Genomic DNA, 20,969 nt, shown 5'->3' with positions numbered 1-20,969 from the left:
TCTACTCGTCCTCCTCGCCCAACTGGGCGAAAATCTCGGGGCTCACACCGATCGGCCCCGTCGTCTCATGCGGCTGATAGTCGCCGCGGGTAGCCAATTCACGCGCGGCATCGAAATATGCCAGCGCACCGCGCGAGCCCGGGTCGTACTCGATCACGGTCTGGCCGTAACCCGGCGCCTCCGACACCTTCACCGATCGCGGAATCATATTGCGCATCACCACATCGCCGAACTGGCCGCGAACCTCTTCTGCCACTTGCTCCGACAGCTTCGTGCGGGCGTCATACATCGTCAACAGCACTGCGGAGATGTGCAGGTTCGGGTTCAAAGCGCCGCGGATCATCGTGATGTTATTCAGCAGCTGGCCCACACCCTCGAGTGCGTAATACTCGCACTGGATCGGGATGAGAACCTCATCCACAGCATTCATCGCGTTGATGGTGAGCAGACCGAGCGACGGCGGGCAGTCCACAAAGACGTAATCGAAGCCGTGCTCCTCAAGAAATCCACCGCGCAACGCATCTGCCAAGCGGTACTCGCGCCGGACCAGACTGACCAGCTCAATCTCAGCGCCAGCCAAGTCGATGGTCGCGGGAATGCACCACAAATTGTCGTTGTCCCCGGAGCGCTGCAGAGCCTCTGCCGGACCCGCGGCACCGATGAGGAGCTCATAACTCGATGTCTCGCCGTCACGGTGGCCGGCACCCAGCGCGGTGGACGCATTGCCCTGGGGGTCCAAATCCACCACGAGCACCTTGCAGCCCAGCTTGGCCAGCGACGCCGCGAGGTTCACCGACGTGGTGGTCTTGCCCACGCCGCCCTTCTGGTTTGCCACAGTGATCAGGCGCGGTTGATCCGGCTTCGGCACCGTCGAGCGCCCAGTATTCATCTGCGCCGCACGGCGAGCCGCCGCAGCAATCGGGGTGTCATCCCACTGCTCGTCGTCCACGTGGCCTCCCGTCACTCTCAATATCAGTCAGTGTCAGATTAGTAGAGCGACCGAACATCCGTTACCCGGGACCGCCCGAAAGCGCGCTAACCAGCGCGGAGGATGCGAATGAGGGTGGTGGGTTGCTCCAGCAAGCCCTCACCGACAGTGAGGATCTCCGCATCCGTACCGCGGGCCTTGGTGATCATGGCGGCGTCGCGCTCCAATTCCTCTGCCACGCTCGCACCCTTCATCGCGGTCATAGAACCGCCGGGGCGCACGAGGGGAAGGGACCAACCAGCCAGCTTGCCCAAGGGGGCGACGGCGCGGGAGGTGGTGACGTCGAAAAGCATCTTTTTCTGCTCTTCCGCACGCCCGCGGACAACGGTGACGTTATCGAGTCCGAGTTCTGCGGTGATCTCGCTGAGGTACGTCGAGCGCTTCAGCAACGGCTCGATGAGCGTGATCTGCAAATCCGGGCGAGCGATGGCCAAGGGAATGCCCGGTAGGCCAGCGCCGGAACCGATGTCCGCAACGCTTTGGCCCTCGTCGAAGGCTTCGGCGATGACCGCGCAATTGAGCACGTGGCGACTCCACAGGCGGGAGACTTCCTTCGGGCCGATGAAACCGCGCTCCGCCGCGGTGGTGGCCAGGGAATCGTGGTAGGCCTGCGCGAGCGGCAGCCGGTCACCGAAGATCTCGGCAGCTGCGGCGGGCGCGGTCTCCCACTCAGGCGTGTGCTCAGGCATGTGCCTTATTTCCCTTTCTTCTTTTTCTTCTTCTTGCCCTTCTTCGGGTTGTTGGGCTTAGCTCCCGGCTTGGGCTTGAGGCCGACATTGGAATCCCCATCCGGATCAGCCTTGTCCGACGGCTTGCTCTCCGGCTCATTCGCCACGGACTTTTCCGTGTCGTTTTCCGGGTGATTATTGTTCGCACGCTGCTTCGCGGCATCGCGCTGACGCTGTTTCTTGGAGCGGTTATCCACCGTACGGGCGCCCGCGACCGGTGCGGAAGCACGCTTTGCCTCGCGCTTGGCCTCTTCCTCTTCCGCCTCTTCCTTGTCCATCTTGGCGTAGACAATCTTGGTCTGGAAGAAGGTCCAGATGTTGTTGGACAACGTGTAGGTGAGCAGACCGATGTGCCAAAAAGCACCAGTGATCAGCAGGGTTGCCGGGAGGAACCACAGCATCATGCCGTTCATGGTCTTCATCTGCATTTCCATCATTTCCGGCGAGTTCATGCCGTTTTCCGGCTGCTTCTTGCCGGCCGCTGCCTGCTCCGCCTTACGCTTCGCCATGCGTTCGCGCTGACGGTTCATGGACATACGCGCGTTGAAGTGGGTCAGCAGCACACCGGCGATGACCATCGGAAGTGCAACCAGGATGATGTCGGTGCGGGAGAAGTCTGACGGTTCAAAGGCCGCGAACTGCTCCTCCGGCATGGCCATATAAGACGACAGCGGAACGCCGAACACGCGCGCATCGAGGAAGGACTGCACTTCTTCCGGAGAGAAGATGTAGTTCGCGGTGTTGCGGTTTTGCTCCACGGTCATTCCTAGGCCGGAGCCGGAGGTGCCGGTGCGGTTGAAGGAGCGGAGCACGTGGAACAGACCGATGAACACCGGCATTTGCACCAGCGGAACAATGCAGCTGGCCAGCGGATTCATCTTGGCTTCTTTGTACAGACGCTGCATTTCCTGCGCCTGCCTTTGCTGGTCCTTGGCGTACTTGGCGCGGATCTCCTGCATCTTCGGTTGGAGCTCCTGCATCTTGCGGCCGGCGCGCAGCTGGTTCACCATCGGCTTGACCAAGAAGATACGGATGGTGAAGGTCAAAAACACGATCGCCAGCAGCCACGAGGCGCCGGAGTCCGGCGAGAGTAGGTAGCCGAAGATCTTGTGCCAGAACCACAGCACCGCTGAGATGGGCCAGTAGATGAAATTCAGCACTGGTTGTCTAACTCCTGTTCATAGGTACGGGGTCGTAACCGCCGGGGTGCCATGGACCGCACTTGGCTAGACGCGCAAGGACGAGAAGGCCACCGCGGGCCGCTCCATGCCTGGACACTGCTTCAAGCGCATACGCGCTGCAGGTTGGCTCGAAGCGGCACGTCGATCCCATCTTAAGGGGTGAGAAAAGTTTTTGGTAAAGCCGCACGCACCGCACCATCGCACGGCCGACAGGCCCGGATGGTGCAGGAATGCGCTCACCGTCAGTATTGAAATGCTCGAAATCGGTCATGAGCGCGCGGCTGCTTTCTTGCGGGCCCGTAAGAGACCTGATTCCAGGTCTCCCAGCAGTTCCGCACTTGTGGCGCCGGCACTCGCAGGGAGGGCACGGATGACAATGTCCACTTCCCGGTCGAGCGACTCGGCGACCTCCATGCACAGGTGTCGCAGTTGCCGCGATAGACGGTGACGGGCAACGGCGTTGCCCACCTGCTTAGACACAATTAACCCGAACCGCGGGCCGCCGGAGATGACGGTGTCGGTTCGGGTGTAATAGTGCACCACGAGGGTGCGGGTGCCTGCGCGCCCGCCCTTAGAGATCACCCGGCGGAATTCCGCGGACGAGGTGAGCTTGTGGGCACGGGGCAGCACAGCGCGCTCGAGACGAGCCTAGAAGAACTAGGCAGTGAGCTTGGAACGGCCCTTGCGGCGGCGCGCGGAAACGATGGCGCGGCCAGCACGGGTGTTCATGCGGGTACGGAAGCCGTGCTTGCGTGCACGACGGCGGTTATTCGGCTGGAAAGTCCGCTTAGACATGGCGGGTTACTCCTTGCAATCTATGCGGCGGCCAGCGGCGCACACCGAATATTGCGGTGCGTGCGCCTTCCCGGGAAGAGGCAGCCATTTTCAAAACATGTAAGTGAGATGCTCTTACAGCGAATTCGCTGGTGGCATACATTATCTGCGCTGACTCGCCAACACGGGCGGCCCGGTGCTCGGCGCTGATGATGCTCTCACGCACACCCCGACATCCGCGGAACCGCAGAGGTCACAGAGTGCGACAGACCATGCCAGGATACGTGATCGTCGTCGCACCGGCCAAATCGACGCGCGGGGGTAGTTGACCCGAAATTCGTTCACCCCCGAAATTACAACATTGTGTTTTTCCGCAGGTCAAACCGCGACACGCCGACGTAGCCTGCACAGGACCGGTGGGGGTGTCGAACGTGCTTTCTCATACGCCGTGGACGAGGCCCCGGCCACAGATCAGTCGCCTAGACAGTCGGCGGCGGAGCAGGGTAAGAAAGCTTTATCACCACAACTTCACAGGAAAATTTCCACCACCGCTGTGGATAAACCTCAATCAGACCTTGAGGCTTAATCGAAAGATGCGGTAAAACACGAGGTCAAGGGCGGTAATTTGGCTCCAGGGGGTTATCCACAGCAAGATGAACGTCTTGTGGATAAACTTCGAGTCACCCTGTGGATAACATTGTGAATTCACATGTTCAGGGCGATGTTCACACTCCTGTGAGTTGTGAATAGCCCGCGGCATGCACGGCCCGGAACCGGGGGATCCCGTGCGCGCCGCGGGCTGATTGTTGGGATTTGTATGAGGGAAAGCAGGCTTTCATGGCACACGACCAGCAGAGTTTGAATGCTCTGTGGCAAGACATTGTCGCCGAACTGCTCAACCTGTCCGAACGCCCGAATTCCCACGTTCCCACGTTCAGCCCGGGCGACCGCGCATACCTGCAGCTGGTCACACCCGTCATGCTCGTCGACGGCTACTGCATTCTCTCCGCACCCCACGCGGCCGCGAAGAATGTCGTTGAGAATAATTTGGGCCCCTACATCGTGGAACTGCTCAGCCACCACATGGGCCAGCCCTGCAACCTCGCCGTCTCAGTGAACGCGCCAGCACCCGAACCGCAACCAGCGCCGCAGGAGCAGCCAGCCCCGCAGCCCACGCAGCACACCGACAGCTCCGCCGATGACTGGTACAGCACCTATTCGGAGCCGGCTTTTCCGATGACGCCGCAGCAAGCACCGACGCGGCCGGCGAATCCGTCGCCGTTGGCGGGAGAGCAGTTGCCGATGGGCCTTGACGAGCTCGCCCGCATTCATGCGCAGCAACAGGAGAACCCGGTCGAGGAATCCTCCCGCCAGCAATCGAGCCACCCAATCGTCGCGGCGCCGCAGCGCATTCCGCGCGAGAAACCGGCGCATGATCCCGACCGGGAGATGAGCCTGAACCCGAAGTACACCTTCGAGAATTTCGTCATCGGCTCCTCCAACCGCTTCGCTAACGGCGCCGCCGTCGCTGTCGCAGAGAATCCTGCCCGCGCCTACAACCCGCTGTTCATCTGGGGCGGATCAGGCTTGGGCAAGACGCACTTGCTGCACGCCGCAGGCAATTACGCCCAGGTGCTGCAGCCGAACTTGCGCATCAAGTACGTCTCCTCGGAAGAGTTCACCAACGACTACATCAACTCCGTGCGCGACGACCGGCAGGAATCCTTTAAGCGCCGCTACCGCGACCTAGACATCCTCATGGTCGACGACATCCAGTTCTTGGAAGGCAAGGAAGGTACGCAGGAAGAGTTCTTCCACACGTTCAATGCCCTGCACCAGTCGAATAAGCAGATCATCTTGTCGTCCGACCGTCCGCCGAAGCAGTTGACCACGCTGGAGGATCGCCTTCGCACGCGCTTTGAGGGCGGGTTGATCACGGATATTCAACCGCCGGATCTGGAGACGCGCATTGCGATTTTGATGAAGAAGGCCGCAGCCGACGGCACGCGAGTGAGCGAGGACGTTCTCGAGCTCATCGCATCGCAATTCGAGTCCTCCATCCGCGAGCTCGAGGGCGCTTTGATCAGGGTGTCGGCGTATTCATCGCTGATCAACGAGCCGATTACGCTCGACGTCGCCCAAGTCGCGCTCCGCGACATCCTCCCGGACGAAGGGGATGTGACGATCACGGCGGAGACAATCAAGGAGGCCGCAGCGGAATTCTTCCGCGTCCCGATGGACAAGCTTACCGGCGCCGGCAAAACGCGCGTTGTCGCGCACGCCCGCCAGTTGGCCATGTATCTGTGCCGCGAGCTAACAGATCTGTCTCTGCCGAAGATCGGCCAGGAATTCGGCGGCAAGGACCACACGACGGTGATGTACGCCGACCGCAAGATCCGCAAGGAAATGACGGAAAACCGCGAGACATACGATGAGATCCAGGAGCTCACCCAGATCATCAAGAATCGCGTTCGCGCGCGGTAGTCACAAACGGTAATCACGAACAAGCATGGCGCTTATCGACGCCGCACTCGCGCCATTGAGGGACACACCCCCTCAATGGCGCTTTTTGTTGCCCATGAATTGCAGGTTGTTACAGCGATCGAGTTATCCACAGAGTTATACACACCTGTGTAATTCCACGGTTGTAATTAAGTGGAGTTGGTCACTTCTGGTTTCTCCACAGCCGAAATCCGCTGTCCACAGACGCGGGAGAAGATTGTGATTTGGCGGTGGAATTTCACGCGTCCGCTGTGGGAAACGAAGACCCGGAAAGAGTTATCCACAACATCGCCGAGTTATCCACAGAAATTGCACACCCGCTCCCCACAAGCGACACGCCGATCCGACATGCACCAATGAGGTGAGATCCACAGACTGCACAACGCTTACTGTTACTCCCAATCTTTTTCCTAGTATTGAAACCAAGAGAAAGAGAGCGTGGGGACAACTCCGCCGGGCTGCCGCCGCCGAAGCGAATGACAATGCGCGACAATGGGCAGCCTTCCGTTGAGGCGAAACCACGCACCGCTTAAGGTGAGTTGGACATGAGCTCACCTGACGATGACCGGCAGCGCTAGCAAGGAGCAACGAGGACCATGGACGACAACAACGTGTCATTCCGCGTGCACAAAGACGATCTTTCGGATGCCGTCGCATGGGTGGCACGGAACTTGCCGACGAAGAACACCCAGCCTGTGCTCCGCGCCGTGGTGATCACGGCAGATGACACTGGTCTGGAGCTGGCAGGCTTCGATTACGAAGTCTCCACTCGCGTGCGCATCAGCGCCGAAGTCGCAGAGCCTGGCCGTGTGGCTGTCGCCGGCAAGCTCATGGCGGACATCGTCTCGAATATGCCGGCCAAGCCGGTCGAGGTATCCGTGGACAACTCGCGTTTGCTGCTGCAGGGCGGCTCCGCGCGCTTCGAGCTGCCGCTCATGCCGCTCGACGACTACCCGGTGCTGCCTGAACTGCCGGAGGTGACCGGCACGCTGGACACCTCGACGTTCGTCAACGCTGTCACCCAGGTCGCATCTGCTGCCGGCCGCGACGACACGCTGCCGATGCTCACGGGTGTGCACATGGAAATTGCAGGCAACCAGGTCAAGCTCGCCGCCACCGACCGTTTCCGTCTGGCGCTGCGCTCCCTGGAATGGGATCCGGTAGCAGGCGACGTGCAGGCAAAGCTGCTCGTCCCGGCGAAGACGCTGCTGGACAACGCGCGCACCCTGGATTCCCACCTGCAGGATCCGGTAGAGATCGCGGTGGGCACCGGAGAGAATGTCGGCGGCGATGGCCTGTTCGGCCTGCACTCGCAGAACCGCGAGACCACGACTCGCATGCTGGACGCGGAATTCCCGAATATTCAGCCGCTGCTGCCGAAGACGCACACATCGATGGCCTCAGTGGAGATCGCTCCGCTGGTGGAAGCGATCCGCCGCGTGAGCCTTGTCGCCGACCGCAACGCGCAGCTGCGCATGCATTTCAAGCCGGGCGAGGTCTCGCTGTACGCCTCCGGAGCTGATTCCGGTGAGGCGACCGAGTCGCTGCAGTGCGCTTTCACCGGCGCCGATGAATTGCTCATCGCCTTCAACTCCGGTTACCTGCGCGACGGCCTGAGCGTCATTCCGACGAAGCGCGTCGTTTTCGGCTTCACTGAGGCATCCCGCCCGGCGATCATGATTCCGGAGCCGGAGGAAATGCCGGAAGCAGGAGCGAACGGAACGTTTGAGACGCCGGCGACGGACTTCACTTACCTGCTCATGCCGGTGCGCCTGCCGGGATAGCACGTGTTTGTCCGTGAACTCGATCTGCGTGATTTCCGCTCCTGGCCGGAGCTGAATCTCGCGCTGGATAAAGGAGTCACAGTCTTCTCCGGCCGCAATGGCCACGGCAAGACCAATATCGTCGAGGCGGTCATCTACTCGGCGACGCTGTCCAGTCACCGCGTCTCCCAGGACCAGCCGCTGGTGCGTTCGGGCGCGCAGAATGCCCGAGTATCGGTGACCACGGTCAACGAAGGGCGTGAGCTGACGACCCACCTGCTGATCAAGCCGAAGGAAGCGAACCAGGCGCAGATCAACCGCACCCGGCTGAAAACGCCGCGGGAAATTCTCGGTGTTTTGCGCACAGTGGTTTTCGCGCCGGAGGATTTGGCGCTCGTCGTGGGCGAGCCGGGGGAGCGGCGCCGCTTCTTAGACGGGCTGGCCGCCATCCGCACGCCGCGCTTCGGCGGGGCGAAAGCCGATTACGACAAGGTTCTGCGCCAGCGCAATGCTCTGCTGCGCTCGCAGAATATGCTGCTGCGCCGCGGTTATAACGACGACCAGGGCGCGAGCGCGCTGTCCACCCTCGACGCCTGGGATATGCAGCTGGCCTCCCTCGGGGCGCAGGTGATCGCGGGGCGCAAAAAGCTGGTGGGGGAGCTCGCCCAGCCAGTCCACGACGCATATGCTTCGGTGGCGCCGGAGTCGCGGCCGGCGAGCATTAACTATGTGTCGACGGTGGATGGGGGCGTCGATAAGCTCGCTGGCGTTGATAGTGATGACCCGGAGATTCTTGAGGCCGCTTTTCTCACTGAGCTGTCGCGGCGGCGCAAGGAGGAGATCGACCGGGGCACGACGCTGGTCGGCCCGCACCGCGACGATCTTGTGCTGATGTTGGGTGACCAGCCGGCGAAGGGGTACGCGAGCCACGGCGAGACTTGGTCGTTCGCGCTGTCGCTGCACTTGGCGGAGTACGCGCTGCTGGCCTCCGACGGCGCGGAACCCGTGCTGATTTTGGACGATGTCTTCGCTGAGCTCGACGCCAAGCGCCGTCAGCGACTTGTGTCTGTGGCGGAGAAAGCTGAGCAAGTGCTCATTACTGCCGCTGTCGGCGACGACCTACCTGGGAATCTCGACGACCATGTCTCCGCGCGCTACGGCGTCGTCATGGAGGACAGCGAGGACGGGCGGCGTGTGTCGCGGATTGAGGACGCCCCGTGACGCGGCCGGAAGAACCAGACCTGGTCCGCGCCACGTTCGAGAACCTCCGCGCTACCGCGAAACGCCGCGGCGGGAAAGTCCCGCGCCTCACGGGTCAGGGAAAGAATGTCGTTCCTCGCCGTTCGGTGGGCAAGCTCGCCGTCGCGATGGGCGCGGACGAACCCGCGGCACCGGAGATCTCCGTGCCGGGCTTGGACCTCACGCCTGAGCCGGTGAAAAAGAAAAGGTTCCTGCGGGGCCGCCCGACCGGGCCCGACGGGCGTCCGCTGCAGCGGGAATACACAGTCGCCGGCTTCGGCTCACTGCTGAAAAAAGAGATTTCCCAGCGCGAATGGACCGAACCGATCGCCCACGGCTGGGTGATGGGTAACTGGGAAGCACTCGTGGGGGAGAAGATCGCGCAGCACACTGAAGTCAGCATGATCAAAGACGGCGAGCTGTTCATCTCCTGCGACCAGACCGCCTGGGCGACGAACCTGAAGTACATGCAGTCCACGGTGCTGTCCCAGATCGCGGAGAAGATCGGGCCCGGCGTGATCACCAAGCTGCACGTCTACCCGCCGAAGACCAAGAATTGGCGTTACGGGCCCCTGCACGTGAAGGGCCGCGGGCCGCGGGACACGTATGGATAAGGAGCTTGATCAAAGACAAACAAGGAGATAACATTTTGCTTGTTAGCTCCGAGATTGAGTCGTAAGACGAAGGTTCTGCTCTGCAGGACGCTCGGGGCACTTGAACTGTCGGGGGGCGGGGAATTGAAATTTAGTGATCTTGACATGGACCTCTTGGTATCCGTGCCACGCATGGATACTTACCGGGAGGTCGCTGAAAACGGCGACGGTTCTCAAACCGAGCTTCCAATTGAATGCTTAGCCGAGGACGAAAAACGACTTGAGTTGTCGAAGCGAATCGAAATTGCAGCTGCTCGCCTATATTTCTGGGATTCACATGTAGCTGGGTCTCTTTGGCCGTGGATCTCTTTCGTAGAGGTCGTCGTCCGGAATGCAATAAATGATCATCTATGCGCTTATTTCAAGGTTTCCCCGACTGATGGATGGCACACGCTTGTACGCGATGGCGAAACGTTTGTGCGTGATTCTGTGGAAGGGGATTTTTTCAAATCGAGATATCTACTCTTGACTTCCAAAGACTATGAAGCCTTCGAGAAAAAGTTGTCCGAGGTGAAGCGTAGAAAACGTTCGGACTCGATTACGGGAGATAATTTCGTTGGGAAGGTCTCCCTCGGTATTTGGATCAGCCTCCTCAATGAGGGAAGTTCAGCGCCAGGAAAGGGATACCTCAACTACGAGCAGACTTTGTGGCAGCCATGCCTAAAGGAGGCGTTTCCGAATTTTTCTGGTCGAAGAGCTCAGCTTCGCGATCAATTGAACCGTTTCGCGCGTATCCGTAACAGAATTGCTCATCACGAGCATCTGCTTGGAAGGAACATCCTCAGGGAGCTAAACAATCTCGTAGGGATTGCTCGCTATGTCGATAACGATGCAGCGCAATTAATTGCGGATGCAAACTCAGTAGAGAAAGCATTAGCGGCAAAGGCTGTTTTTCTCTCCGGCAGAGAGCTTCTTTGATGACAGATAAGGAAAAGCAGCAATCTCCCCAAAACGCGCGTGAAACACCCTGTCGCCCGCGCTGGCGCTGCAGCTGTGGGGGACCACAACCGTGTAAGATGACATGGGTTAAAGACGTATTCACGCCGTGACAGGAGAGTTTCGGGAAAGTGGCCGAGCAACAACCGCATTATGACGCGTCATCGATCACCATCCTCGAGGGGTTGGAGGCCGTGCGCAAGCGCCCCGGCATGTACATCGGCTCCACCGGTGTGCGCGGCCTGCACCACTTGGTGTGGGAGGTCGTGGACAACTCCGTCGACGAAGCCATGGCAGGTTACGCGGACAAGGTCGAGGTGACGCTGCTGAAAGACGGCGGCGTCCAGGTCGTGGACAACGGCCGCGGCATTCCGGTGGAAATGCACCCGTCGGGCGCTCCGACCGTCCAAGTCGTCATGACGCAGCTGCACGCCGGCGGCAAGTTCGACTCGGAGTCCTACGCGGTGTCGGGTGGCCTGCACGGTGTGGGTATTTCCGTGGTGAACGCGCTGTCCACCCGCGTTGAGGCGGACATCAAGCGCGACGGAAAGCACTGGTACCAGAACTTCACCAACGCTATTCCCGATGACCTAGTGGAGGGCGACAACGCCCGCGGTACAGGCACCACCATCCGTTTCTGGCCGGACCCGGAGATCTTCGAGACGGTCGACTTCGACTACGACACGATCTCCCGCCGCCTGCAGGAGATGGCCTTCCTGAACAAGGGCCTGACCATCACTTTGAAGGATGAGCGCGTTTCCGAGGAGGAGCTGGAGCTCGAGGCGATTGCCGAAGAGGGCGACACCGCCCAGGTGGTCGAGGGCGATTCTTTCGACGACGCTGAGTCTGAGGGCACCGACAGCGAGACGGAGAAGACTGAGGACAGCGACGACGAGACCGGCGTCGCACCGGACACCAAGAAGAAGCGCGAGAAGAAGATCACGTTCTACTACCCGAACGGCCTGATCGACTACGTGGATTACCTGAACCGAAATAAGACGGCGATCCACCCGACCACGGTCGGCTTTGAGGCGAAGGGTGACGAGCATGAGCTCGAGATCGCCATGCAGTGGAACGGCGGCTTCAAGGAGTCGGTCCACACCTTCGCCAACACCATCAACACGCACGAAGGCGGCACCCACGAGGAGGGGTTCCGCGCGGCGCTGACCACGTTGATGAACCGCTACGCGCGCGAGCACAAGCTGATCAAGGATAAGGATCCGAACCTCACGGGCGACGACTGCCGAGAGGGCCTCGCCGCAATCGTGTCTGTCCGGGTGGGCGACCCGCAGTTCGAGGGCCAGACGAAGACGAAGCTGGGCAACTCGGAGATCAAGGGCTTTGTCCAGCGCGCGGTGAACGAGCACCTCAACGACTGGTTCGACGCGAACCCGGCTGAGGCCAAGGTCATCATTAAAAAGGCCGTGTCCTCCTCCCAGGCACGTGAGGCCGCGCGCAAGGCCCGCGAGTCCGTGCGCCGCAAGTCCGCCACGGATCTCGGCGGCCTGCCGGGCAAGCTCGCGGATTGCCGTTCGAAGGACCCGACAGTCTCCGAGCTGTTCATCGTGGAGGGCGACTCCGCTGGCGGTTCCGCGAAGCAAGGCCGCGACTCGATGTACCAGGCGATTCTTCCGCTACGCGGCAAGATCCTGAACGTGGAGAAGGCCCGCCTCGACCGTGTGCTGAATAACAACGAGGTGCAGGCGATCATCACCGCGCTGGGCACGGGCATCAACGACGAGTTCGATATTTCGAAGCTGCGCTACCACAAGATCGTTCTCATGGCGGATGCGGACGTCGACGGCCAGCATATTGCGACGCTGCTGCTCACTCTGCTCTACCGCCTCATGCCGGATCTGATCGCCAACGGCCACGTGTACCTGGCTAACCCGCCGCTGTACAAGCTGAAGTGGGCCAAGGGCGAGCCGGGCTACGCCTTCAGTGACGCTGAGCGCGACGCTGAGCTTGAGGCCGGTCTGAACGAAGGCCGCAAGATCAACACCGATGACGGCATCCAGCGCTACAAGGGTCTCGGTGAGATGAACCCGGGTGAGCTCTGGGAGACCACCCTGGACAAGGAGCACCGCGTGCTGCGCCGCGTGGACCTGGAGGACGCGCAGCGCGCCGACGAGCTCTTCTCCATCCTCATGGGCGACGACGTCGCCGCCCGCCGCTCGTTCATCACGCGCAAGGCAAAGGACGTCCGCTTCCTCGATATCTAACGCATTTTCGCTTATCGACGAATACTCGTTGCCCCCTGATGCATGTCATCCGGGGGCATCTTGCTTTGCGTGAGAAAGTGTTGAAAATCACAAACCCAAAGACGGGGCTTTAGCTCACATTTCGGCCTGTTTGCCCCCTTGGTGCTGGCTGATGGTTCGATCCAGAAACCTATATTCTTAGAGGAGGGAATATATTCGTATCCTCCCTGCATAAGCACAGATAGGACACTTGACGCTGAACGTAACTGCATGGGAAGCTAGAAAGACCTGTCATGAAACTGGCAAATTTATTCAAATCAACACCACGGCCTTGGGAGGCTCGTGGTTTTCGCGGTTCACAGCCCGTGTAGCAGCGCTTTGGTCCGTGATTATCAAACAGGAGTAGAAGTGACTGAATCATCTCAGCGCCTCAAAAGGTCATCTCGCGCCGGCATCGCCGCCGTGTCCACCATCGCGTTAGCGCTCGGCGGTATTAGTGTCGTCGGCCCCGGCCCCGTTGCCACGGAGGCTGCTGCAGCAGAACTCTCCGGCGGCATCCGCGAGAAATCCGGCGCGGTCGAACAGGACGCCCAGCAGGCGTCCGACCTGCCGGCGGGTGAGTGTGTTGTTAGCAGTGATAAGCCGAGCGGAAGCCAGGCAGGTTTCAGCTGGAGCACCCTTGAGCCAAAGTCGACCAGCCCCTCGAAAACCCTGTGGGGCCTGAGCGTCTCCTTTGATAACTCGAAGGACCGCACATTCGCCGATTGGTACTTTTCCAATTCGGCGAACCTTAGTAATGTCTTGGATGCTGGCACGGTGCCCTCCATGGAGGTCGGCCAGACCTTTATTGATAAAAATGTCACCCGCAAGGCCGACGAAAACATCGACATTACTGCTAGTGGTCGCGCCCTACGAAACTTGAATCTCTACGCAGATCTGACCGATGATAAAGTCAAGCAGTTCGCTTCGGCCTCTGCCGATAACCCTGTACGTTACGCCTGGCAAAGCAACTACAAGAAGGACAATCCTGAGGGTTCGTATGCCACCCAGGGGGGCAGTGCGTCTTTTGGCGTTACTGTAAACCCGTGGCCGAGCGAGAACATCGAATGTAACCCGATCACGGTGTCGTGGGATACTGCCGAAATATCCGAGAAGCATGTGATCGTCCCTGGTGAGGAAACCAAGGTCGGTACGATCAACGTTCCTGCTTTGCAGAAGGGCGGTACGGACGACTCGATGTCCCGCATGGTCGTAGAAGCCTACGACGGCAACGGTAAGTTCATCGGCACCACAGACCCAGAAGCCTCCGGCGGTGAGCAGCTCCTGCGCGTCGACGAAACGACCGGCGAGATCTTCTTCACCTGGCCTGAGTACCGCGGTACCGATCAGGCGACCGACAAGAACGTGAACTTCTCCGTTCTGGCGAAGCCGCGTGACGTTGACCAGCTCCAAGCTGCCACTGAGCATAACAACGGCGGCGTAGGCAGTGCGTTCGACAGCTCCAACTCGCTGGATCGCTATAGCAAGGCGAACGTCATCGACTCCAAGGCGTTCTCCCTGGACGACACCGAGTACCACGACCCGAAGTACGACAAGACTGATGCTTCGATCATCTCTGGCGTCGATAGCGCGACGGGTCCGCTCGCTACCGAGCCGCAGAAGGTGACCTTCAAGCAGGTACCGGACCTGATCAAGGACCTGATGAAGGATAAGGGCGACGGCGGCTTCGAAGCCGAGGTCACCCTCGACGAGAAGTACGTCTACGAGGGCTGGACCGTCGAGATGGACGAGGACCACAACGTCACCGTCACCGCTCCGGAGAACCCGAAGCCGGGCACATTCGCCCGTCCGGTGGTCACCGTCGAGTACTCGAACGGCTCGACCGATGAGCTCGAGCTGCTCGTGGTTGTTGACCCGAACAACACCCAGGTCACCGACCTTGTTCGTCCGAGTCTGACCAAGGGCATCATTGGTGATGACCTCACCGCACAGGTCGGCACCAAGTCCATTATGAAGGGGCACAAACCGGTTCACCCGGCAAAATTCGAGGTTGACCCGTCCACCGTCCCCGGTGGCTGGACCGTAACTGTCGACAAGACCGGCAAGGTCACCGCGAAGGCGGACGACACTGTCGCGCCGGGAACCATCATCACCCCGACGGTGAAAGCTACCTACCCGGACGAGACCACCGACGAGATCGAGACCCAGTTCCAGGCCATCGTCGACATCAAGGTTCCCGATTACGACACGGTGACCAACAAGCCGAACGCCAAGGTCACTCTGCAGCCTTCGATCCCGGAGGTTGGCCTGAGCGGCAACACGACCGATGAAGCCCCGAAGCGCTACACCTTCGAGGACGGCGAAACGGAGTACACCCACACTGACGACAGTGGCACGTGGACGGTTAAGATCGACGAGAACACTGGCGAGATCACCACGACGATCCCGAAGACCGCACCCGAGGGCTATATCCTGAACGTCCCGGTGCTCGCGTACTACGACAACGCCGACAAGCCGCAGCAGGTCAAGGGCACCGTCGTTGTGCTCAAGGGCGATATCGCACCGGTCTACTCCGTTGAGTCCACCGGCCCGAACCAAGCTGTAGATCACCAGGTTGAGGATGCCCCGAAGGGATCGAAGTTCTCCTTTGGCACGGATGAGAACGGCTCGCCGATCACCGAGCAGGAAGTCGACGGCTGGAAGTACAAGGTTGACCCAGACACGGGTGTCGTTTCTTCCACCCCGCCAGCAGACTCCAAGCCAGGCGACAAGAAAACAATCACCGTCACCGTGGAAACGCCTAACGGTGAGCGCCCCGAGGTCCCTGTGACCACTGTGGTGAACCTGGCCAACAATTGGGAAGCTGATCCGACCTACCCTGAAGAAACGGTATATCCGGGTGAGAGCGCGACGTTGCCGGTGACTCTCGAAAAGCCAGAAAACATCAATGTCGCGAAGGAAAACCCCTACAAGCTGGGTGATATCCCGACTGGTTGGGGTGCCACCATTGACGACAATGGCCAGGTCACCGCAACCGCACCTGCGGATGCGAAGCCAGGTGACCAGGTCAAGATTCCGGTTACTGTGACCTACGAGGACGGTTCTACGGATACCGCTTACGCTGTGGTGAACGTTGTCGACGTTCCGACGCGCGAGCTTCCGTTCGACGTCGAGTACAAGTTCGACGACACCATCCCAGCCGGCGAGTACAAGGTTGAGACCGAGGGCGCGCCGGGCGAGGAGAAGCAGAACAAGGACGGCACTTGGAAGCGCATGAAGGAGCCGAAGAACGAGGTCGTCCTCGTCGGCACCAAGCCTGCGGAAAGCGCCAAGGATGTCTCCTGGACGTTCCCGATTCCGTATCCGACCGAGGTTCGCGAAAACCCAGATCTTGCACCTGGTGAGATGAAGGTCATCCAAGAAGGTGAGAACGGCGAGAGGGCTTACAGCGCTAAGTTCACGGCCAAGGGTGACCAGGCTTCAGTTGCTGAAGAAAAGATCACTAAAGAGCCGCAGCCTCGCATCATTGAGGTTGGCCCGCGCCTGGATGCCCAAGAGCTGGTGACCAAGACCGACAAGCCGATTCCGTTTGAGACGGAGATAGTCTTCGACGACACCCTCAAGGCTGGCGAGCAGGTTGTTGACCAGCAGGGTGAGACTGGTACTGAGGTTGTGACGTCGACGCAGAAGCTTGTCGACGGCAAGCCCTCTGGCGACCCGACCGTGACCACTGAGCGCACCAAGGATCCGGTCAATGCGAAGATTCGTGTGGGCACGAAGACCACTGGTGAGACTTCGGAGACTGTTACGTCTGAGGTTCCGTTCGGCGTGAAGGTCGAGTTTGACCCGAACATGCCGGCCGGTACGTCTGAGACTGTGACCGAGGGCGTTCCGGGTGAGAAGACGGTGACGATCAAGCGCGACATCGTCAACTCCAAGCCGGGTGATCCGCAGATCACTGAGGAGATTACGAAGGATCCTGTTGATCAGGTGATCAAGGTTGGTACGAAGCCGTCTGAGGCTTCGGAGAAGGTAACGTGGACTGCTCAGGTTCCGTTTGAGGTTGAGACCCGTCCGAATCCGGAGTTGAAGCCGGGTGAGATCAAGGTTGTCCAGGAGGGTGTTCCGGGTGAGAAGACCTACACCGCTGATTTCACCGCTAAGGGCGACCAGGCTTCGGTGACTCCGGAGGAGAAGCAGACCAAGGATCCGGTCAACGAGATCATCGAGTACGGTCCTGCCCTCGGGGAAGATGAGCTTGTCACCACTGTGAAGAAGCCAGTTCCTTTCGAAACCGAGATCGTCTTCGATGACACCCTCGAAGAAGGCAAGCAGGAAGTCAAGCAGGTCGGTCGACTCGGTGAGGACACCGTCACTTCCACCCAAAAGCTCGTAGATGGTAAGCCGTCTGGCGACCCGGTCGTGGAAACGCAGCGCACCGAAGAGCCGATCAAGCAGATCATCCGCGTTGGTACCAAGACCACCGGTACGAATACCGAGACTTTCACCACCGAGGCGCCGTACGAGGTTGTCGTGAAGTACGACCCAAACATGCCTGCTGGCCAGTCCGAGGTGACCACCAAGGGCGTGCCGGGTGAGAAGACGGTGACGATCGAGCGCGAGATCACCAATTCGACTCCAGGTAAGCCGACGATCACTGAGAAGATCACCAAGGATCCGGTGGACGAGGTCATCACTGTTGGCACCAAGCAGGCAACGGCGACCGAGTCGGTCGAGTGGACGGAGCCGATTCCGTTCGGCACCACTCTGCGTCCGAACCCGGAGTTGAAGCCGGGCGAGACCAAGGTTGTCCAGGAAGGCCAGAATGGCGAGGCTTCTTACACTGCTGTTTTCTCCGGCACTAACGGTGAAGCAACGGTGGAGGAGACCAAGGCACGCACCGAACCGGTCGAGCGCATCGTCGAGTACGGCCCGGGTGCCGAGGATTCTGAGGTCGTCACCAAGACTGAGAAGCCGGTTCCGTTCGAGACTGAGATTGTCTTCGACGACACCCTCAAGGCCGGCGAGCAGGTTGTTGACCAGCAGGGCGAGCTGGGTACTGAGGTCGTGACCTCTACTCAGAAGATCGTTGACGGTAAGCCTTCCGGCGATCCCGAAGTGACGACTGAGCGCACCAAGGAGCCGACCAACGCCAAGATCCGCGTGGGCACGAAGACCGAGGGCTCGACCACCAAGACGGTCGAGACCGACGTTCCGTTTGGTGTGAAGGTTGAGTTCGATCCGAACATGCCGGCCGGCACGTCTGAGACGGTGACCGAGGGTAAGCCGGGCAAAAAGACTATTACTGTGACTCAGAAGGTCACTAACTCTCAGCCGGATGGCGAAGCCACAGTTGAGGAGACGGTGACTGAAGAGCCTGTTGATCAGGTGATCAAGGTTGGTACGAAGCCGTCTGAGGCGTCGGAGAAGGTGACGTGGACTGCTCAGGTTCCGTTTGAGGTTGAGACCCGTCCGAATCCGGAGTTGAAGCCGGGCGAGATCAAGGTTGCCCAGAAGGGTGTACCAGGGGAGAAGACCTACACTGCGGACTTCACCGCGAAGGGTGACCAGGCTTCGGTGACTCCGGAGGAGAAGCAGACCAAGGATCCGGTCAACGAGATCATCGAGTACGGTCCTGCCCTCGGGGAAGATGAGCTTGTCACCACTGTGAAGAAGCCAGTTCCTTTCGAAACCGAGATCGTCTTCGATGACACCCTCGCCGAGGGTGAGCAGAAGGTTGACCAGCAGGGTGAAACCGGCACCGAGGTTGTGACGTCCACGCAGAAGATTGTGGATGGCAAACCGTCTGGTGATCCTGAGGTCAACACTGAGCGCACCAAGGAGCCGATCAAGCAGATCATCCGTGTGGGCACCAAGACCACCGGTGAGACCTCGAAGACTGTCGAGGCTGAGGTTCCTTACGAGATTGAGGTTGTCTACGATCCGTCCCTGAAGCCGGGTGAGTCCCAGGTCACTCAAGAGGGTAAGCCGGGCAAGAAGACCATCACTGTGACCCAAAAGATCGTTAACTCCCAGCCGGATGGCGAGGCCACCGTTGAGGAGAAGATCGTCGAAGAACCGGTGAAGAAGATTGTCAAGGTTGGCACGAAGCCGGCTGAGGCATCGAACACCGCTAAGTGGGTTGCGCCGTTGCCGTACGACACGATTGTGCGTGTGAACCCGGCACTGGCACCGGGTGAGCTCAAGACCGTCCAAGTGGGCGAGTACGGCGAGAAGGAGTTCACTGCAGACTTCACTGCGAAGGACAACACTTCTAAGGTGGATACCACTGAGAAGGTGACTAAGCAGCCGGTTGAGCAGATCATCGAGTATGGTCCGACGATCTCTGACCAGACGTTGAAGTCCACCGAGACCCGTCAGCTGGAGTACCCGACCGAGTTCATCCTGGATGACTCCCTGCCGGCTGGTACCCAGAAAGTGGACCAGCAGGGCGAGAACGGAGTCGAGACCATCACTTCGGTCCAGGAGATCAAGGACGGTAAGCCGGTTGGCGAGCCCAAGATCACCACGGAGCGCACGAAGGAGCCCAAGAAGGCGGTCATCCGCGTGGGCACCAAGGTCGACCCGACCACTGTGTCGACAACGGTTCCGACGACCGTGGAAAAGCCGGTTCCGACGACGGTTCCGACCACCGTGCCGACGACGGTGACGGAGAAATCCACCGAGAAGACAACGGAGACGACCACCGAGCGCACCACGGAGACGGTGACCGCGACGATCACGAATGTGATTGAGAAGCACTTCACCACCACCGTCACCCCGACGCCGGTTACGTCGCTGCTGACCACGACGGTGACGCCATCCCCGGTCACGACCACTGTTACCGAACAGGGCGAGCCCGTGACGACGACGATCACTCCGGACCCGGAGACGACCGTGGTGACCACTACTGTCACCGGTGAGCCGGTGCCGACGACCATCACTGAAACCGAGACTGCTGACCCGGTCACGACCACGGTCGAGGTCCCGGTCAAGGAGGTCGAAGTCAAGGTTGTCGGTGGCACGATCATCGCTAAGGGCAAGCCGGATACCCCGCTGGCACTGGCGCTGCGTGATCCGCTGGTCGACAACAACTCGCTGAAATTCCGTCCGGTCAACGGCGGAACCCTCAGTGACGACGGACGTACCCTCACCGTCGAGGGCCAGGGCGTGTGGAAGGTCAACCCGGAGACCGGCGAAGTCAGCTTTGACCCGGAGAAGGGCTTCAACGGCCAGGTCACCCCAGTTGAGCTGGATTACGAGCGCACTGATGGCGCAGAAGTGATCACCCCGATTCGCATCGAGGCGAGCTACCCGAAGGCCGACGAGCCGGCTAAGCCGGAGGAACCCAGCAAACCGGAAGAACCAGGTAATCCGAAGGATCCGAATCAGCAGGGTTCGTCCGGTAGCGAGACTGCACAGCGTTGCTTCGGTAACGCGGTGCGATCCCCGCTGCTGTGGCTGCTCCCGATCGCTCTGCTCGCTCAGGTTGGCGGCAAGCTGGCTCAGCCGTACATCGGTCAGGTCCAGGGTCAGCTCAACGCACTGAATGCGCAGATCCAGGAAGAGATCCGTCGTAACACGCCGGACTTCGGCTTTGGCCACCACGGTCATGACAATGAACAGTTCAATGAAATTGTTAGTCGCGTGAACGCGGCCAATGCGCAGCTGCAGGGCTACGCGAATGACCCGGCCATCCAGAAGATCGGACAGGGAGCGGGTGTCATCCTGGCAATGGTTGCCGCAGGTGCCGTCCTCTACGACTGGTGCTCCAGCCCGGTGGGTGACGCCAAGACCTCCATCGGTGGTGCTGGGTCTTCCAAACCGGATGGTGGCGAGCCGGCGAAGAGCGGTAGTTCTGCACAGCAGGACCGCGGCTCCTCCCGCAGGGAAGGCAGCTCCGGCAAGTCCGAGAACTAAAAAGAACCCTTCCGGCTCCTCCTCGTGAGGAGCCTGGGGAAGTTGGCTGGCGGCCGTTCGAGCATGAGCTCGAGCGGCCGTTTC

General features: G+C 60.1%; 13 protein-coding genes. 7 read left to right on the top strand and 6 right to left on the bottom strand.

Annotated elements, in window-relative coordinates; translation table 11 throughout:
* Position 1 precedes the first annotated feature (1 nt).
* From J5Y21_RS05975 to rpmH, 6 genes are all read right to left on the bottom strand, one after another.
* Entirely contained in the window at positions 2-949 is a 948-nt protein-coding gene (locus tag J5Y21_RS05975) for a ParA family protein (RefSeq protein ID WP_349236957.1), read from the bottom strand.
* Between the two features lie 86 nt (positions 950-1,035).
* Positions 1,036-1,677, bottom strand: a complete 642-nt coding sequence (gene rsmG, locus J5Y21_RS05970) for a 16S rRNA (guanine(527)-N(7))-methyltransferase RsmG (RefSeq protein ID WP_210573646.1) — start codon at positions 1,675-1,677, stop codon at positions 1,036-1,038.
* A 5-nt stretch (positions 1,678-1,682) separates the two neighbouring features.
* Positions 1,683-2,876 (bottom strand): membrane protein insertase YidC, encoded by a 1,194-nt coding sequence (gene yidC, locus J5Y21_RS05965; protein WP_210573645.1) that lies wholly within the window; start codon positions 2,874-2,876, stop codon positions 1,683-1,685.
* A 7-nt stretch (positions 2,877-2,883) separates the two neighbouring features.
* A complete protein-coding gene (yidD, locus tag J5Y21_RS05960) occupies positions 2,884-3,168 on the bottom strand; it encodes a membrane protein insertion efficiency factor YidD (protein ID WP_210573644.1) in 285 nt (94 codons plus the stop codon).
* Positions 3,165-3,527, bottom strand: coding sequence for a ribonuclease P protein component (gene rnpA, locus J5Y21_RS05955; RefSeq protein ID WP_210573643.1), 363 nt, complete (start codon positions 3,525-3,527; stop codon positions 3,165-3,167). Before rnpA ends, yidD begins: the two co-directional genes overlap by 4 nt.
* Before the next feature lie 27 nt (positions 3,528-3,554).
* On the bottom strand, positions 3,555-3,692 hold the full coding sequence (gene rpmH / locus J5Y21_RS05950) for a 50S ribosomal protein L34 (protein ID WP_076598259.1): 138 nt from the start codon (positions 3,690-3,692) through the stop codon (positions 3,555-3,557).
* 816 nt (positions 3,693-4,508) lie between these two features.
* Between rpmH and dnaA the strand changes: the two genes are divergently transcribed.
* From dnaA to J5Y21_RS05915, 7 genes are all read left to right on the top strand, one after another.
* Positions 4,509-6,155 (top strand): chromosomal replication initiator protein DnaA, encoded by a 1,647-nt coding sequence (dnaA, locus tag J5Y21_RS05945; protein ID WP_210573642.1) that lies wholly within the window; start codon positions 4,509-4,511, stop codon positions 6,153-6,155.
* Positions 6,156-6,769: 614 nt separating this feature from the next.
* Complete coding sequence (dnaN, locus tag J5Y21_RS05940; protein WP_210573641.1) at positions 6,770-7,957, top strand: DNA polymerase III subunit beta; 1,188 nt, start codon at positions 6,770-6,772, stop codon at positions 7,955-7,957.
* Between the two features lie 3 nt (positions 7,958-7,960).
* Positions 7,961-9,157, top strand: coding sequence for a DNA replication/repair protein RecF (gene recF / locus J5Y21_RS05935; RefSeq protein WP_210573640.1), 1,197 nt, complete (start codon positions 7,961-7,963; stop codon positions 9,155-9,157).
* Positions 9,154-9,789 (top strand): DciA family protein, encoded by a 636-nt coding sequence (locus J5Y21_RS05930; protein WP_210573639.1) that lies wholly within the window; start codon positions 9,154-9,156, stop codon positions 9,787-9,789. The genes recF and J5Y21_RS05930 overlap by 4 nt, the downstream gene beginning before the upstream one ends.
* Positions 9,790-9,933: 144 nt before the next feature.
* Positions 9,934-10,746: a hypothetical protein gene (locus tag J5Y21_RS05925; protein WP_210573637.1), complete on the top strand. Its 813-nt coding sequence runs from the start codon at positions 9,934-9,936 to the stop codon at positions 10,744-10,746.
* Between the two features lie 149 nt (positions 10,747-10,895).
* Positions 10,896-12,986, top strand: coding sequence for a DNA topoisomerase (ATP-hydrolyzing) subunit B (gyrB, locus tag J5Y21_RS05920; protein WP_210573635.1), 2,091 nt, complete (start codon positions 10,896-10,898; stop codon positions 12,984-12,986).
* 387 nt (positions 12,987-13,373) lie between these two features.
* Positions 13,374-20,885: a G5 domain-containing protein gene (locus J5Y21_RS05915; protein WP_210573633.1), complete on the top strand. Its 7,512-nt coding sequence runs from the start codon at positions 13,374-13,376 to the stop codon at positions 20,883-20,885.
* Positions 20,886-20,969: the final 84 nt, after the last annotated feature.

It is taken from the genome of Corynebacterium sp. Marseille-P3884 (assembly GCF_017942225.1).
Lineage (GTDB): Bacteria > Actinomycetota > Actinomycetes > Mycobacteriales > Mycobacteriaceae > Corynebacterium.
Note: the sequence above shows the minus strand (reverse complement) of the source record. Positions and strands in the feature narration are given on the sequence as shown.